This is a genomic window from Halobacillus seohaensis (assembly GCF_042663045.1).
Classification (GTDB): domain Bacteria; phylum Bacillota; class Bacilli; order Bacillales; family Halobacillaceae; genus Halobacillus_A; species Halobacillus_A seohaensis.
Map to the genome: position 1 here is coordinate 27,792 of NZ_JBHSZV010000048.1, position 16,388 is coordinate 44,179.

The 16,388-nt window shown below is 40.6% G+C and carries 9 protein-coding genes and 1 pseudogene; 7 read left to right on the forward strand and 3 right to left on the reverse strand.

The annotated features are described in order from the left end of the window. Positions 1 to 358: 358 nt before the first annotated feature. Positions 359 to 755 (reverse strand): annotated as a pseudogene (locus ACFQIC_RS17300) (IS4-like element ISHaha1 family transposase); the annotation flags it as partial. Positions 756 to 1,105: 350 nt separating this feature from the next. On the opposite strand from ACFQIC_RS17300, the gene ACFQIC_RS17305 reads away from it, so the two are divergent. Then, positions 1,106 to 2,638 (forward strand): fatty acid--CoA ligase family protein, encoded by a 1,533-nt coding sequence (locus ACFQIC_RS17305; protein WP_204711398.1) that lies wholly within the window; start codon positions 1,106 to 1,108, stop codon positions 2,636 to 2,638. A gap of 334 nt (positions 2,639 to 2,972) precedes the next feature. On the opposite strand, the gene ACFQIC_RS17310 is transcribed toward ACFQIC_RS17305, so the two are convergent. Beyond that, on the reverse strand, positions 2,973 to 3,428 hold the full coding sequence (locus ACFQIC_RS17310; RefSeq protein ID WP_204711397.1) for a DUF3939 domain-containing protein: 456 nt from the start codon (positions 3,426 to 3,428) through the stop codon (positions 2,973 to 2,975). 217 nt (positions 3,429 to 3,645) lie between these two features. Here ACFQIC_RS17310 and ACFQIC_RS17315 point away from each other — a divergent pair, with 217 nt between their 5' ends. Continuing rightward, complete coding sequence (locus ACFQIC_RS17315) at positions 3,646 to 4,155, forward strand: competence protein ComK (RefSeq protein ID WP_390217518.1); 510 nt, start codon at positions 3,646 to 3,648, stop codon at positions 4,153 to 4,155. Here ACFQIC_RS17315 and ACFQIC_RS17320 read toward each other — a convergent pair. Then, complete coding sequence (locus tag ACFQIC_RS17320) at positions 4,088 to 4,492, reverse strand: YhjD family protein (RefSeq protein WP_204711395.1); 405 nt, start codon at positions 4,490 to 4,492, stop codon at positions 4,088 to 4,090. The two genes, ACFQIC_RS17315 and ACFQIC_RS17320, sit on opposite strands and share 68 nt — an antisense overlap. A 197-nt stretch (positions 4,493 to 4,689) precedes the next feature. On the opposite strand from ACFQIC_RS17320, the gene ACFQIC_RS17325 reads away from it, so the two are divergent. The 5 genes from ACFQIC_RS17325 to ltrA all read left to right on the forward strand — a co-directional run bounded on the left by ACFQIC_RS17325 (position 4,690) and on the right by ltrA (position 15,547). After that, entirely contained in the window at positions 4,690 to 5,337 is a 648-nt protein-coding gene (locus ACFQIC_RS17325; protein WP_390217519.1) for a TVP38/TMEM64 family protein, read from the forward strand. Positions 5,338 to 5,391: 54 nt separating this feature from the next. Continuing rightward, positions 5,392 to 5,928: a signal peptidase I gene (gene lepB / locus ACFQIC_RS17330; protein ID WP_204711394.1), complete on the forward strand. Its 537-nt coding sequence runs from the start codon at positions 5,392 to 5,394 to the stop codon at positions 5,926 to 5,928. A gap of 539 nt (positions 5,929 to 6,467) precedes the next feature. Then, positions 6,468 to 9,983 (forward strand): helicase-exonuclease AddAB subunit AddB, encoded by a 3,516-nt coding sequence (gene addB, locus ACFQIC_RS17335; RefSeq protein WP_204711392.1) that lies wholly within the window; start codon positions 6,468 to 6,470, stop codon positions 9,981 to 9,983. Next, positions 9,967 to 13,662, forward strand: a complete 3,696-nt coding sequence (gene addA, locus ACFQIC_RS17340) for a helicase-exonuclease AddAB subunit AddA (protein ID WP_204711391.1) — start codon at positions 9,967 to 9,969, stop codon at positions 13,660 to 13,662. Before addB ends, addA begins: the two co-directional genes overlap by 17 nt. A 649-nt stretch (positions 13,663 to 14,311) precedes the next feature. Further along, positions 14,312 to 15,547, forward strand: a complete 1,236-nt coding sequence (ltrA, locus tag ACFQIC_RS17345; protein ID WP_204711390.1) for a group II intron reverse transcriptase/maturase — start codon at positions 14,312 to 14,314, stop codon at positions 15,545 to 15,547. Positions 15,548 to 16,388 lie beyond the last annotated feature (841 nt).

Consider the following 16,388-nt stretch of genomic DNA (forward strand, 5'->3'; position numbering starts at 1 on the left):
TGCTCACGTGAACTAGCTTATCCGATGCTTCCGTTCCCCTCACGAAAGCAAGAAGGTCCGAAAAAGCTAGTGAACACCAATTGAAGCCTGATACAGATCAGGAACAGGGAATATGGCGATCAGATTGAGCCATTAGATAAGTTGAAAATCGGGTGTGATAGCCTGTTTATATGAAGTGTAGGAGGCTTACCTGGTATGTATGCCTACCACCACCACCTCTCCTTGTGAAGACCGTTTCTGAATTTATAGTACAGATCAATAGTACAGGATCTATTAATGGCACAAGTAGATCATTTCAATGGCAATATTCACACAACCCCATTCTCCGATAAAAAGCAACGGAACCGCCTTCTTTTTATTCCAACTGCACCTTTACTCCAAAACCATGAATTTAATTTCCGGATAGTCGGTATAATCATTCGGGAGACGAAAGGATCGAATCATAATCCTAATGCATGAAAGTAATGGATTTCGTTCTAAAAAAATGAAATTCCTAACTGTCTACTAGCTAATTGAATATACCCTTGTTTTAAAAAGGAAACAGCGTTGACATTGAAATGTTCATGCAGAGCTTGTTTGAAGATCGAGGTGTTGAATTGAAAGGATATAGCGCTCCATAAATGATGTAAGCTGTTGCTTTTAACAGTGTACAGAGACTCAAGAATTTCAGCCTTGAATGTACTGGAACGATTCAAAAAGCCGGTTTCTTTAGCTGTTTGTCTTTCAGAATCCCGGCTAAGTATGTTTCTTTTGATTCATAAAATCATCCTTCCCTAGAAATTTCTTCTTTCAAGATGGTGCTAAACATAGTGTGTTTTAGTATGTTATTTCATCTGTTATTTTAAATTTTCTCCACAGTATCGGAACTACTTACAGAATTTCTGTTGGCTTTTTTTAATAGGGTCGTCGGTAAATGGATCCCATGTGCCTATAAGTTACCCTGAAACATCGATAAACGAGTGCCTTTGGAGGTCATCAAACACTCAGTTTCACAAACAGGACAACAGAATATGTTGCTAATTAATTGTCAGTATTTTATAATTAGTATGGGTATTTTAAAATATGTGAATGAATGACCATTCATTCATTGGAAGGGGAGAAACATATGAACTTGAGTGATCAACTGACAAGAACCGCTCAGAATAACCCTAAGAAAGTAGCTTACATATTTAATGAAAAAGAAGTAAGCTATCAAGAGTTTGATGCTTTAGTAACTAAATTTGCTTCGAAATTAAATGAATTCGGATATGGTAAAGGTGACCATATTGCTTTAGTTAGTGGGAATAGTCCATTATTTATGATTGGATTGTATGGAGCTTTACGAGCTGGAGTTACAGTAATTCCGATTAACCCTACGTACACAGTTGATGAAATGAGTTATATTTTGAAAAATGGGGACGTCAAAGGTGTCATTACAATGGATGTGCTTATGGAGAAATTTGAGCCCATGGATGCCTTACTGAACGTTGAAGATTATTTTGTTGCTACGACAGGAGAAGAAGTAACGGATTCTTCTTTAACGGCAAAAATGAAATCGTTTACAAAAACAGTGGAGGACGGCGATCTTTCGTTTGAAACCCCAACCCTTCATCAGGATGAAGTAGCTGTAATTCTTTACACTTCCGGTACGACAGGGAAACCCAAAGGGGCGATGCTTACTCATAAAAACTTATACTCCAATGCAACAGATGTTGCTGATTATCTAAAAATCACTGCTGATGACCGTGTAATTGCAACCCTTCCAATGTTTCACGTGTTTTGTTTAACAGTGGCATTGAATGCTCCAATTATGAATGGAGGGACAGTGTTAATTGTACCGAAGTTTTCTCCCGCAGAAGTCTTCGAAGTGGCTGCTGGCCAAGAGGCAACAGTATTTGCAGGAGTACCTACCATGTATAACTATTTGTTGCAAACAGGGAAGGAACAGGTAGATAGCTTCAAAAATATGCGAATATGTATTGCAGGTGGTTCGTCTTTACCAGTGGCTTTGCTTAATGACTTTGAGAAACAATTTAATGTACGGGTTTCAGAAGGATATGGTTTGTCGGAAGCTTCTCCTGTAACCGCTTTTAATCCATTAGATAAACCTCGCAAACCAGGATCCATTGGAACAAATATCAAAAATGTGGAAAACAAAGTTGTGGACGAACTGGGGGAAGAGGTACCTCATGGGGAAGTAGGAGAGTTAGTTGTAAGAGGACCTAACGTTATGAAAGGGTACTATAAGCTTCCTGAGGAAACAGCGGTGTCAATTCGAGATGGCTGGCTGTTCACAGGTGATATGGCTCGACAGGATGATGAGGGATATTTTTATATCGTTGATCGTAAAAAAGATATGATTCTAGTTGGTGGTTATAACGTGTATCCTCGTGAAGTGGAGGAAGTGCTATATAGTCATCCAGATATTTCAGAGGTTGCTGTAGTTGGAGCCCCTGATCCACAAATTGGGGAGGCAGTTATAAGTTTCGTTGTTTCAACCAATCCATCTTTGGATGAAGAGATGTTAAAAGAGTTTTGTAGCGAATCATTAACAAAATATAAACAACCAGCAAGAATTCACTTTATGGAGGAACTTCCTAAGAACACAACAGGTAAAATATTAAGGAAGAACCTTAGGGATAAGCTTTCACAGAATTAAGCTTGAGTGTAAGCTGATGTACGTATGACAATAATTAGAAAAGACGCAATGGTTTGCGGTTCTCCGCAAGATGTTTTCGGTGAAGAGCTTATCGAGTTATACTATAATGAGAATTAGATAAGCGATCATGCTTATTTGTTACACACCACTAATGAATCGGTTCATAAGTGGGTCAGTAATGCATTTACTGATGAGTGTTATGATGAAGAAGCGAAGGCTTTTTCATACATTAATTCCCTCACTCAAAAGTTAACCAGTCGTCTCATTGGCCAATGCTCTTCATACGAGCATTGGCATTTTTTTTTTTTTATTTCCTCATGCTTTCAAGCTTCCCTCATTCCGGTTTCTTATAGGAAATCATAAACTCCTCATCTGTTAAATAAAAATCCCTTGTTGGACGTTCAGATAATAAATGTAGCCGTTCCAATTTAAAAAAACTTATTCGTTTGTAAGGATCCATATCAATAATAGGCATGTCTTCGCTTTGTTGAATATATAGATCTACAGCTTGTTGGACACGATCGATTTCTTGGGCAAGTTCGAAATCTTCTTCTTCGAATATTTCGTAGGTTTCGCGGGACATATAATACGTTTTTTGAGGAATGCCTTCGATGTACGGAGAAAGTAAGTCATAATCGATTGTAAGATCCTGTTTAATAATAACGCTTAGCGGAACTTTATTTGGTTTGTTATCAGCATAAGCATGAACTGCTTTTCGTACGTCTTGAATGGATAACTCTTTCACTTCTAATGAGGGTTGTACTGCTTTCTTATTTTTCTTTTTCCACATGGGCGAGCCTCCTTATTTTTAGGATGGGGACAAACGATGAGTGAGAGGTAATTTATTCTCTTTTCCTAAGATTATAACAAAAATTACAAAAAACGATAAAAAAACATAAGAATATTTAGACTTTTCCATCAAAATTTGGTAAATTTATAAAGTAGAGGTGGCAAGTGAAAACGCTCATGCCGCACTTTGAAAAGAAAGGGTGTTAAATAGGATGGATATGGTTTACAAAAAAGAATATGAAGTTAACCCGCAAACTATGGCTCTTGTAGCAAATTATGATGCGCAAGGTCAAATTATTACTGAAGTTGTAGAAAATGGAGAAAGGTTTTATCTCCCTGGCTATCCTGGAAAGATTGTTGATCAGTCGTGCCGTTATTTTGCAAGCAGCTTAGAAGGACGATTATCTGGTACTAAACAAGTAGCTGGCTTTACCCATAAACCCCCGATTGTTATATCTCAAGCGATGGACATGTATTTCTTTCCTATTATTTCCCCTAAACGAAAAGAGTGTACCTGGATCGCTCCTAAGTACATTCGAACTCATAAAGGCGAATCTGATCAGTCGACAACGATTTATTTTATGAACGGAGATACCGTAAATGTACCTGTATCTGTCGGAATGATTATCAATCAAATACAACGTACGGCCCAATTCCGTGTCAAACTGGAAGATCGCTTGAAACACTATCATTCTCAACCTGAGATTGTTGCAGAGACTTTTTCATAAGTTCAAATAAAATCGTTTTTACTTTCTTACGAATAGCCGGATTAAAGTAGTTTCTTTTTTCTTCATATCCGTGAGCTAAAAATAAAAAAGAAGTAAATGAATCATTCCGTCCGGATTCAATGACTTGTAGTTTATGTGTGTCCATTTGGTATTTTAACGATTTCCTTTCTTCTCTTCCTTCAAGTTCCATCATTCCGAGTAGTTCCATATAGGGCTCTTTAATTTTGAAATTACCTCGCTCGAAGTGCTTGCGATCCTGACGTATAACGGTAATAGCCATAGATAAAAAGAGGTATCGTGAGGCAATCTCTAATTCTTTTTGTTTTAAATGACGCATGCTGCTCCCCCTCTCTTATACGAACGTTTGTTCTATATTATACCACGAGACCCTCCAATATATGCAACTAAATTTTGCTGATGGTTAAAAAGATTTTGGCATGGAGAAACTGGTAAATAGTAGGCATCTGGGAGTTTTTCTATTAAAATAGAAGAAAGAGTACTCGCTATTAATGTAAACAATAAGGGGAGCCGGTCATGGAGTTGTTAATGATTAATTTTGAAGAGATAAAATACATGGCTGAGAATGATCGTTTATTTGATTACGCCATTGATCAACTCGAACAACTCGAGCGATTTGGACCTTTACCAGGAATTCTTCTTCCTTTAATTGAAGCCTTCTTACCCATTCTCCCTCTCGTTGCTTTTGTACTGGCTAATGCGGTTGTCTATGGTTTATTTAAAGGTTTTTTATATTCTTGGATCGGAGCTGTGACAGGATCTGTACTCGTATTTTTATTAGTGCGTAAATTGGGCCAACAGCGATTCTTTCATTTTATCAGTCGCCATAAGCAAGTGAAGCGAGTAATGAATTGGGTGGAGGAGCACGGGTTTGGACCACTTTTTTTACTGATGTGTTTTCCTTTTTCTCCGTCGTCGATTATTAATGTTGTCTCAGGTTTATCTAATGTGAGCCGACAGCAGTTTATATTAGCGGCCGTTTTGGGTAAATCCGTCATGATATTTACTATTGCTTATGTAGGAAGCAGTATAGCTTCATTTGCACAAAATCCAGTTAAATCAATTGTTGTCGGGATATGCATATTAACTTTTTGGATTATAGGGAAGTTAGTGGAGAAAAAAATTCAAAAAAAAGCTGAAAAAAGAATTTATCGTAGTGGTTAAGTATGGCCAGGATAGGGTATAGAGTAAATAGTAATCTACCTGGGGGAACCGCTAATGAAAAAAGTCTGGGCGATCCTGAGAACAGCTTTGCTCGCTTTACTAGTAGCTTTCGTGTTTAAAACATATTTATTTGCAAGTTATATAGTAGATGGGAAATCAATGGAACCCACGCTATATGATGGAAATTTATTAATGGTAAATAAAATAGTTTATGATTGGCAAAGTATTGATCGTGCGGATGTCATTGTATTTCATGCTAATGAAGAAGAGGACTATGTGAAGCGAGTGATTGGTTTGCCTGGTGATCATGTGGCCATGGAAGATGACATGCTACAAATCAATCGCGAGGCAGTTGCTGAACCTTATCTAAACGTACTAAGACCAAATGATGGAGCAGTGTTTACCAAGGAATTCACACTGGAAAGTATCACAGGTGAAAGTGCGATACCCGAGGGACATTTATTTGTAATGGGAGATAACCGACGAGATAGCTTGGATAGTCGGTCGTTTGGTCTTGTTTCAATAGAACAAGTTGTTGGAAAAGTAGATGTGCGCTATTGGCCATTTTCGCAAGTAGCTCTTCAGTTTTAAAGTCGTCCAGAATAGATAAGTAGTCAGTTTTGAAGTACAAAGACACAACTTGTACCCCTTAACTGAACTACTTTTTTTTATATAAAACATTGTAAATAGTAAATCAAACCACAGCTTTAAGCGTCAAGTATAATTCGTACACAAAAACGTTTGGATTGTTATTAAATCCAAGCGTTTTAAGTTAACTGTCTTGTGCACTTTTCAATATAAAGTTCTGTACGGTTACAAATTTGCGATCCCGAAGTTCGTCCGCGGAAAGCGAGCAGAGTTTCCCATCCAATTCATCCACATTTGCGTACAAAATTTTTCCCTGTTTACTTTAAGAAAGGGGCGTTTTTTGTTTGGAATTAAATGTAAATGATTCGGTGTGTCCAAAACGACATGTTGCCATTTTAGCGGAACTTTTTCTCCTTCCTGATTTGCTTATGCGCTTTGTGCTACCAAAGAATTTCTATTTTCTTCAAGATAGCTTACTTCATTGACTGTAAGGAAAATGGTAGAATTAAAGGTACGATGAAAGGGAAGAGGAGAGGTTTATCATGGGCATTGAATTTTTACTCGGCCGTTCAGGAACTGGAAAAGGAACGCGCTGCTTAGAAGAAATTAGAACAAAGCTTAACGAAGACCCAGCTGGGCCTCCAATAATGTATATAGTCCCGGACCAAATGACGTTTCAGCAGGAATATGCCCTATTAACAGGAGGAAACATTGAAGGGTCAATACGTGCTCAAGTGTTTAGTTTCTCTCGATTAGCATGGCGTGTTCTTCAGGAAACAGGTGGCGGGACGAAAGATTTCATAAGCTCTACAGGTGTCCAAATGATGTTAAGGAAAATTGTTGAAGAGCGTACATCCGATTGGAAAGTTTTTCAAAAGGCTATTGAAAAGCAGGGGTTTATTGAACAATTGGAAGGGATGATTACTGAATTTAAACGCTACAAAGTAACCCCGGAAACCTTGCAAGCCCAGATGAATGCTATGGATCAATTTGTGCATCGTACAAGCCACGAAGAAGGTTTGCGTGATAAGCTGGATGACTTGTCCTATATCTATGATCGTTTAGTCGATTCGTTGCGTGAGCAATACATTGATAGTGAAGACCAATTACAACTTTTAGCTGATAAAATACCGGATGCATCCTTTTTAGAAAATGCTGAGATTTATATAGATGGTTTCCACAGTTTCACTCCTCAAGAGTATACTGTGATCGAAGCCTTGTTAAAGAAGTGCCAGAACGTTCGGGTCACGTTAACGACAGAATTTCCTGAAGCTGATAAACAAGAAGAGCTTGATTTATTTTATGAAACGAAAGATACTTATTTCGCGTTAAAAGGACTTGCGGAAGAATCAGGATTAGCTGTTGAAGATGTCGAGGTGCTTAGTCCTGAACGAGGTCGTTTTCAAGAGAAACCTGGACTGTTGCATTTAGAGCAATACTTTGATGAACGTCCTGCTCCTCCTTTTGAACATCAAGTTCCGATTCAAATTGCTGAAGCCGTACACCCAAGAGCTGAAGTTGAGGGGGTGGCTCAGGAAATCTTGCGCCTCGTTCGTGAGGAAGGGTATCGCTACAAAGATATTGCGATTCTAATACGTGAGCCAGACATTTATCATAGCTTGATTGATACGTTATTTAACGATTATGGTATTCCTGTTTTTATTGATGAAAAGCCAACGATGCTTAACCATCCCATGGTTGAATTGATCCGATCGGGATTGGACGTAATTGAAGGTAATTTCCGCTACGATTCTGTCTTCCGTCTGTTGAAAACAGGATTTATTCCATCAACTCATCAACGTTATCCATTAAATGAGGAAGCGATTGATGAATTGGAGAATTATGTTTTGGAATATGGTATTCGCAGGAGAGATCGATGGTTTAGCGATCAACCGTGGGTATACCAGCGTTTTAAAGGGTTTGAACAAGCATCCCAGACAGACGAGGAAAAATTAAAACAAGAGCGAATTAACGCTTATCGTGATCAAGTAACGAAGTATCTACAACCCTTTGATCAATCATTACGAGAGGCCAATACCATCGCTGACCGAGCTAAAGCCATTTACCACTGGTTGATTGCCATGGATGTTCCTTCACAGTTAGAGAAATGGCGTGAGTTGTATGATCATCGTGGGAAAATTGAGCAGGGTAGAGAACAAGAACAAGTGTGGGATGCTGTGCTTCAATTATTAGATGAACTTGTGGAAATAGCTGGTAAAGAAAAAATTTCCTTACAAATATTTAGAAGTACGATAGAAAGTGGATTAGAAGCCCTCACCTTCGCTCATGTTCCTCCAAGTATGGATCATGTCATTGTAGGAAACGTTGATCGTTCACGTATTATCGGGATCAAAGCATCTTTCTTACTTGGGGTTACGGATGGAGTCTGGCCAATGAAACCTTCAGGAGATGGGATGATCTCTGAAAAAGAACGTGAAATTCTCTCGGAAAGTGGATTACAGCTCGCAGATGGAATGAATCGTCAATTGTTGGATGATCGGTTTTATATGTACTTGGCTTTAACTATGGCCAAGGATTATTTATGGATGAGTTATCCATTAAGTAATGAAGAAGGAAAGTCGAAAGTTCCTTCCCAAATTATTCAACGAATAGATGATCTCTTTCCAATGATAAAAGATCATCTTTTGTTACAGGATCCGGATGATTTGAAAGATGCATCGAGGTTTATTACTACACCTGTAAAAACAAGGTCGGCGTTAACTTCACAGTTAGCCCGCCATTTAAGAGGTTACCCAGTGGATTCCGTATGGTGGAGTGTTCTTAATTGGTATATGGAAAAGGAAGAGCAAGGAGGTTTGACAAATCGGGTATTACAAAGTCTATTTTACCGTAATCAGCCCGTTAATTTGTCAGCAGATACGAAAAACCGGTTGTTTGACGGCCCTGTGAAAACAAGTGTTTCACAGCTGGAGACGTATCATCGCTGTTCCTATCAATATTTTACAAGGCATAGCCTTAAGTTACAGGAAAGAAAAACGTATAAACTTGATGCCCCAGACATTGGTCAGCTCTTCCATGAAGCATTAAAACAAATCACCGAGTGGGTACAGCAGGAAGGGCGAGATTTTTCCCAGTTAAATCAAACCGATACAAGTCAGTATGCGGAAAAGGCTACAAATTTATTGGCTCCGATTTTACAAAATCAAATCTTACACAGTTCAAACCGTCATCACTATATTAAATATAAACTACAAGGTGTAATTAGTCGGGCCGCTTTTATTTTAAGTGAACAGGCAAGAAAGAGTGAATTTTCTCCTGTTGGTTTAGAGTTAGGCTTTGGGATGGAACGAGACTCCAAGCTTCCTCCTTTATCGCTTTCCCTTGCAAATGGTCATGAGCTCATGCTCCGAGGTCGTATAGATAGAGTAGACCGCGCCCTGCATGAACAATCTTTATATTTGCGAATTATAGATTATAAGTCGAGTGCTAAAGGCCTGGAATTAGTCGATGTTTACTATGGACTTGCCTTACAAATGCTTGCTTATTTAGATGTTGTGTTAACAAATTCTGAACATTGGCTGGGATCTAAAGCATTGCCTGGTGGGATGCTCTATTTCCATGTGCATAATCCGATGGTTTCAGGTAAACAATGGCTAGACGATGATGAAGTAGAAAAAGAGATTTTTAAAAAGTTCAAAATGTCGGGCTTACTACTAGAGGATGAGCATCTTGTATCGATGATGGATACGGGTCTTGAAAAAGGTCGAAGTCAAATTATTCCAGCTGGCCTTAAGGCTGGGGGCGGATTTTATAAAGGATCGAAGACGATCGAGAATGAAAAATTCGATCAGTTAAGAGCGTACATTCGTGATCTAATGAAGGATGCCGGAGAGAGGGTTACGGATGGGGAAGTTGATTTAAATCCTTTCCTAAAAGGCGGGCAAGCCGCTTGTGATTATTGTCCATTTCGCGCCGTTTGCCAATTCGATCCGTCATTAGAGGATCATCAATATCGTAAACTTAACGATTTAAATGAAGATGATGTTATTCAGCAAATGGCAAGTCGAAAGGAGAATGACCGTGGTCAACTGGACTAAAGAACAGGAACGTGCCATTTATACAGAAGGAAAAAATATACTGGTTTCGGCGGCTGCGGGCTCTGGAAAAACAGCCGTTCTTGTTGAGCGTATTATTCAAAAGTTATTAAATAAGCAATCCCCCGTAGATATTGATTCTCTACTTGTTGTTACATTTACAAATGCTGCAGCCCAAGAGATGAGGAATAGAGTCGGATTAGCCCTTGGAAAGGCCTTAGAGAGCAACCCAGAATCGCATCATTTAAAAAAACAATTATCTCTTTTACAGAATGCGTCTATATCTACTCTTCATTCATTTTGTATGGACGTCGTACGTCGTCACGCCTACTTACTAGATTTAGATCCTAGCTTTCGTATTGCAGATTCCGTTGAAGCTGATTTAATTCGTCAGGAAGTGTTGGAGGATTTATTTGAAGACTGGTATGGAAAAGAAGGGGAGGAGCAACAGCGCTTTTTTGACGTAGTTGATCGATTTTCAAGCGACCGTAACGATTTAGATGTCGAAAAACTCATTCTTGATCTCTATACATTTGCCACGCAAAATCCTTGGCCAGAACAGTGGCTCGATGAAATGGTGGACATGTATAGGACGGATGAAGTAGATAATCCTGAAGACCTTCCGTGGCTACAGCTTCTAAAGCGCGATGTCCACAGCCAACTCGACTCTATGGAGGCCGAAATCCATCAGCTCCTTGATTTAACAAGAGAGCCAGATGGACCGTCAAGTTATGGTGAAACAGCTGAAGCTGATCTTGAAATGGTCCAGCAAGCAAAAGGTGCATTAGCGGTTTCATGGGAAGAGATGCAATCTTATATAAGCACAAGTAAATTTATGACCCTTTCTCGCAAAAAAATGGAATGTGATGAGACGAAAAAGGAACGGGCTAAGAAAATAAGAGATCGTTATAAGAAGCGTTGGACTGGAATGAAGGAAGAATGGTTTCATCGTCGGCTAGATAGCTATCTAAAAGATATGCATGATCTTTATCCTGTCATGAACCAGCTAGCTACAGTGGTTAAAGATTTTAAAGGACGCTATCAGCAGCTTAAAAAGGAAAAAGCACTCGTTGATTTTTCTGACTTAGAGCATTATTGTCTGCAAGTATTGCTAGATGAATCTTCGACAAAAGATCAGCTGGTTCCCTCATCGGTAGCTAAAAGCTTTCATGATCAATTTTCAGAAGTCCTCATAGACGAGTATCAAGATACGAACCTTGTTCAGGAAACACTTTTACTGTTACTTACTGATGCACCTGATGCCGGTCATTTGTTTATGGTGGGGGATGTGAAGCAAAGTATTTATCGGTTCAGACATGCGGAGCCTTCCTTATTTTTGAATAAGTATCAACAGTATGGCCAAGAAGAGAATGATGGGGAACGAATAGACTTAGCTCGTAACTTCAGAAGTCGAAAGCAAGTATTAGACGCAACGAACTATGTGTTTCGTCAAGTTCTGGATAAAGAAGTTGGGGAAATGAATTATGAGCCCGAAGCTGAACTCATTTATAGTAACAGTATGTATGATGAAGTCCCTTTAGAAAATGCAAAGGCTGAACTTTTACTCATCGATCGGGAAGTTAAAGAAGAAGATTCAGATTCAGAAGATGAAAGCTTTGAGGATTTAGAGAAAGCTCAGCTGGAAGCTCGGGCTTATGCTGATAAAATTCGTACTTGGATCGGGTATGGAGAGGAAGAACCTTTGCAAGTCGTTGATAAGGAAACGGGAATGAAGCGCCCTGTCCAGTATCGGGATATCGTCATTTTGATGAGGTCGATGCCATGGGCCTCTACAATTGTAGAGGAGTTAAAGCAACAGGGGATTCCTGTATATGCCGAACTGTCTACAGGATATTTTGAAGCCATTGAAATTAAGATCATGCTTAACATGTTAAAAATTATTGATAATCCGATGCAAGATATTCCGCTGGCGTCTGTATTGAAATCTCCAATTGTCGGACTTAATGAAGATGAGCTCATGAAACTTCGTTTAGAAGAAAAACGGGTAAGTTATTATGAGTCTATTAAAAAAGCTGCAGATTCTTCTGCATTAGGAAGTAAAATAAAGAACTTTTTAATACAGTTAGAAGGCTTTCGAGAGCGGGCTCGTCAAGGAGCACTATCTGACTTAATTTGGCAGATTTATCGAGAAACCGGGTATTATGATTTTGTTGGCGGTATGCCTGGTGGAAGACAACGGCAAGCAAATTTGCGGGCTTTGTATGATCGAGCCCGATCATATGAATCGACTTCCTTTCGTGGTTTATTCCGCTTCTTGCGTTTCATAGAGAGAATGGAAGAGCGCGGAGATGATCTAGGAGCGGCACGAGCTCTTGGTGAACAAGAAGATGTTGTCCGTATTATGACAATACACAAAAGTAAGGGGCTCGAATTTCCTGTTGTTTTATTAGGCGGAATGGATAAGCAGTTTAATATGATGGACTTGAAAAATCGCTATTTATTACACAAAGATTATGGGTTTGGAACGAGATACATTGATCCAAAAAAACGCCTCATGTTTCCGACACTTGCTTATCATGCACTCAAAAGGGTGAAGCTAAGAGAATTGCTAGCTGAAGAAATGCGTGTGCTCTATGTAGCTCTCACCCGTGCCAAAGAAAAATTAGTGATGGTTGGTAACGTAGCTTCCTTTGAAAAGAAACAGGAAAAGTGGTTAACCTATGTTGAGGATTCAGAATGGGTGTTACCTCCTCACGATCGGTTAGAGGCAAAATCTTATTTGGATTGGGTAGGGCCGTCCTTAATTAGGCACCAGGATAGCCATGAGTTACGAGCAGATGGTGTAGAAGTAAGAACAGCAGAAGAAATTGAAAAGGATGCTTCCGAGTGGCAAATCAAACTTGCGCATGGGCGAGACTATGCCGTTGTCGAGGAGTTAGAAAAACAACGTGATGAGAAACTGCAAAACCATATTGAGCAGTGGAAGCCTATGGAAGTAGAAGAAGATCCAAAAGTTGATCGACTTGATTTTAGCTATCCGTATCAGCAAGCTGCAACTTCTCGAGCAAAGCAAACGGTGACCGAAATCAAACGACAGCGTGAAGTGGCCGATGAATACTCAAGTGATCAGCTCTTAACTCCTCATCGAGCACCACTTACGACCCGTCCACGGTTTATGCAGGAAAAACAAGGGTTATCTTCTGGTGAAATCGGAACAGCCATGCATACGGTAATGCAGCATATTCCATTTGATCAGGAGCGAACTCCAGAAGAAGTAGAAGAATTTGTTGAGCATCTTGTTCATAAGGAAGTCATTCGTCGGGAAGAAGCGGATGAAATTAATCACCATGCTATTTCAGAATTTTTCCGAACACCCATCGGAAGGATTTTGCAAGAAGTGGATCATATTGAGCGGGAAGTTCCGTTCAGTTTGACGCTGCCAGCACATGAAGTCTATCAGGATTGGCAAGAACCTACTGACGAAAAAGTGTTTATCCAAGGTGTGATTGATGCCGTCATTCCTTATGCAGATGGATGGTTCATTGTAGATTATAAAACGGATGCTATCCCAGAAGGTAAAGGAACATCGCAACAATTGCAAGACCGTTACCGAACGCAAATTCAATTATACCGAACAGCGCTAGAAAAAATATGGAAAAAACCGATTAGAAGAAGTTATTTATACTTCTTTAATGGGCCTTTAATTGTAGAGGTTGATTAAAGGAAAAGGGGATGGCTTTTACCCTAAGTAGTTCCGTTTTGGTGGAGGAACTTACGAAATAGCATACGAATTAGCAGACCAAATCGCATATGATTTGGTCTCTTATTATGTGTGCCCGGCATGGGTATAAACTCTAGGGTTCAAGTCCCGAACGGCGAAGGTCGTTGTAGCCGCTAGTTAAAGGCAAGGGTGTCCGGGGCAACCTGGAATCTGAAGGAAGCCGGAGACAAACTTCCGCCCTGAGGAACACGAATCTCATAGAAGGCTGTCTGTCTGGGATGAGTCTGCATAACAAGTCGAAGTCCCAACGACCAAAGGGACAGGCAGTAAATGAGGCAGGGATGTGGAAGGGAAGTTTATGCTTTTACCCGGGGAGGTCTGATGGGAAAGCCGTACACATGCGGTAACTGATTCCTAAAGAATCGCTGAACCATCAGAAGTCAGCCGAAGCCATAGTACCTTACCTTCCGGAAGGTAAGGGAAGGGCTGAATCATAAAATGAGTACTATTTCCCTGGCGTACGCGTCATCCGATGACACAGAATATACCAACTAACGACGAGAGAGAAGTGAAGTCTTCGAGGGCGCCGTTAGGGTGGAGGATTGATGCCACACAATAGAACGAAATGGTCACGTGGAGGTTAAGAAACATGTTGGAACACATCCTACACCGGAATAATTTGAATGCCGCCTATCTCAAGGTGACAAAGAACAAAGGAAGTCACGGCGTGGATGGCGTCTCTACCTCCGAACTGAAAGCTCAGATTTCGGAAGAATGGGACACCATCTACAACCAAATTCAGAAGGGTACGTATCAACCGTCTCCCGTCCGTCGAATCGAAATCCCGAAATCGAACGGAGGCAAACGGAAGCTAGGGATCCCTACGGTGATGGATCGTATGATCCAACAAGCGATTAACCTCTATCTTCAATCGATGTATGACCCAATATTTTCCACGAAAAGTTATGGATTCCGACCAGGAAAACGGGCACATGATGCGGTAAGACAGGCGAAAACCTATATCAATGAAGGGTACACCTGGGTGGTGGACATCGACCTCGAGAAATTCTTCGACCGAGTCAACCATGACCGCTTGATGCGGACATTAAGTTTTCGTATCCAAGACCCTCAGGTACTTCGTCTCATCCGTAAATACCTCCAAGCAGGCATTATGGAAGAAGGACTTGTGACACCAAACCGAGAAGGGACACCACAAGGAAGTCCGTTAAGTCCCCTCCTTTCCAATATTGTGCTCGATGAACTGGATAAAGAACTGGAGTCCAGAGGGATTCGCTTCGTTCGGTTTGCGGATGACTGCCAAATGTATGCACGGTCAAAACGTGCGGCCGAGAGGATCCTCAAGAATATGACAACCTTCATTGAAAAGACGTTAAAACTCAAGGTCAACCGAGAGAAAAGTGCGGTAAGCCGCCCATGGAAACGTAAGTTTCTGGGGTTCAGCTTTACCTCTTCGGTGAAAGGAAAAGCTAGAGTTCGCGTCCACAAAGAGTCGATTCAAAAGGCTAAACAACGTTTACGTCAACTGACAAGCCGAAAATGGAGTACTGATATGGAATTCCGGTTAAAGAAAATCAATCAATTTCTTACAGGATGGTATAACTACTTCAAATTGGCGGAAACGCCTTCTGTCTTCAAAAGGATAATGGAATGGCTGAGAAGAAGACTCCGAATGATTCGGTGGAAGGAATGGAAGATGCCAAAGACGAAAGTGAAGAACTTGATGTCCTTGGGTGTGACGAAAGCGAAAGCTTTTGAATGGGGAAACACAAGAAAGGGCTACTGGCGCATCGCCAGTAGCCCCATCCTCCATCGGACCCTCAATGACCAATATTGGCATCGTATGGGTTTGAAGTCATTGAACTAACGTTAGAATTTTATGAAACCGCCGTATACGGAACCGTACGTACGGTGGTGTGAGAGGACGGAGGTTAGTCACCTCCTTCTACTCGATTCCTTGTTATATCAACGATTATCGGTATTTAACATATAAATTGCATAAAAAATCAGAGATTGTGTGAACTCGAGATGTTTGTGTGAATGTAGGGGCTGCGGGAAACGGCTCGCTTTCCATGGGGCGGGCGCTGAGCCTCCTCGGACTTCGTCCTGTGGGGTCTCAGCTGTCCCGCACATCCCATAGGAGTCTCCCCGTTTCCCTCCGCCCCTTTACCATATAAGTGTCTCGATACCACTTCAAGAAAAGGCAGTCATTCCTAAGTTTGCATGCACATCTTGATAGCGGGCGGTCCTATTAAAACCCTTGATATAGAGAGATTCATTGCAATAGAACACGGATAGTGGAAGAATAGTCCTTCTGGGAAAGGGATTCGTTTCTCACACATCGAATGGGGGGGCTTGAGAATCTCCCCGTTTCCTATCCACCCATCCTTTGCTTTTAATGAACGGCCCTACTGCCATAAGTCGTCTTCTGTGTTCGCTACATGTTGACTGTGATTCTCTGCTCTTATTAAATTTAAACACTTTTTCAGCGGCCTCAGCTTTAGCTCGAGGAGGCTTGTCGTCTTCCCCGCGGAAAGCGAGTGGTTTCCCATCCCCCGATAAAAAGCAACGGAACCGCCATTCTTTTATTAAACAATCTGGGGTTTAGTTTAACAAGAAAATATAAAAAAACGATTGGACATTATAAAATGGACCCTGTAAAACAGACACTGATAAAAAACTACCTATCAGTTTCTCTGTTTTGCAGG

Bases quoted from the DNA above. Each gene is read 5' to 3' on its own strand.
- ACFQIC_RS17305 (WP_204711398.1), top strand. From the start codon at position 1,106: ATGAACTTGAGTGATCAACTGACAAGAACCGCTCAGAATAACCCTAAG.
- ACFQIC_RS17310 (WP_204711397.1), bottom strand. From the start codon at position 3,428: ATGTGGAAAAAGAAAAATAAGAAAGCAGTACAACCCTCATTAGAAGTG.
- ACFQIC_RS17315 (WP_390217518.1), top strand. From the start codon at position 3,646: ATGGTTTACAAAAAAGAATATGAAGTTAACCCGCAAACTATGGCTCTT.
- ACFQIC_RS17320 (WP_204711395.1), bottom strand. From the start codon at position 4,492: ATGCGTCATTTAAAACAAAAAGAATTAGAGATTGCCTCACGATACCTC.
- ACFQIC_RS17325 (WP_390217519.1), top strand. From the start codon at position 4,690: ATGGAGTTGTTAATGATTAATTTTGAAGAGATAAAATACATGGCTGAG.
- lepB (WP_204711394.1), top strand. From the start codon at position 5,392: ATGAAAAAAGTCTGGGCGATCCTGAGAACAGCTTTGCTCGCTTTACTA.
- addB (WP_204711392.1), top strand. From the start codon at position 6,468: ATGGGCATTGAATTTTTACTCGGCCGTTCAGGAACTGGAAAAGGAACG.
- ltrA (WP_204711390.1), top strand. From the start codon at position 14,312: ATGTTGGAACACATCCTACACCGGAATAATTTGAATGCCGCCTATCTC.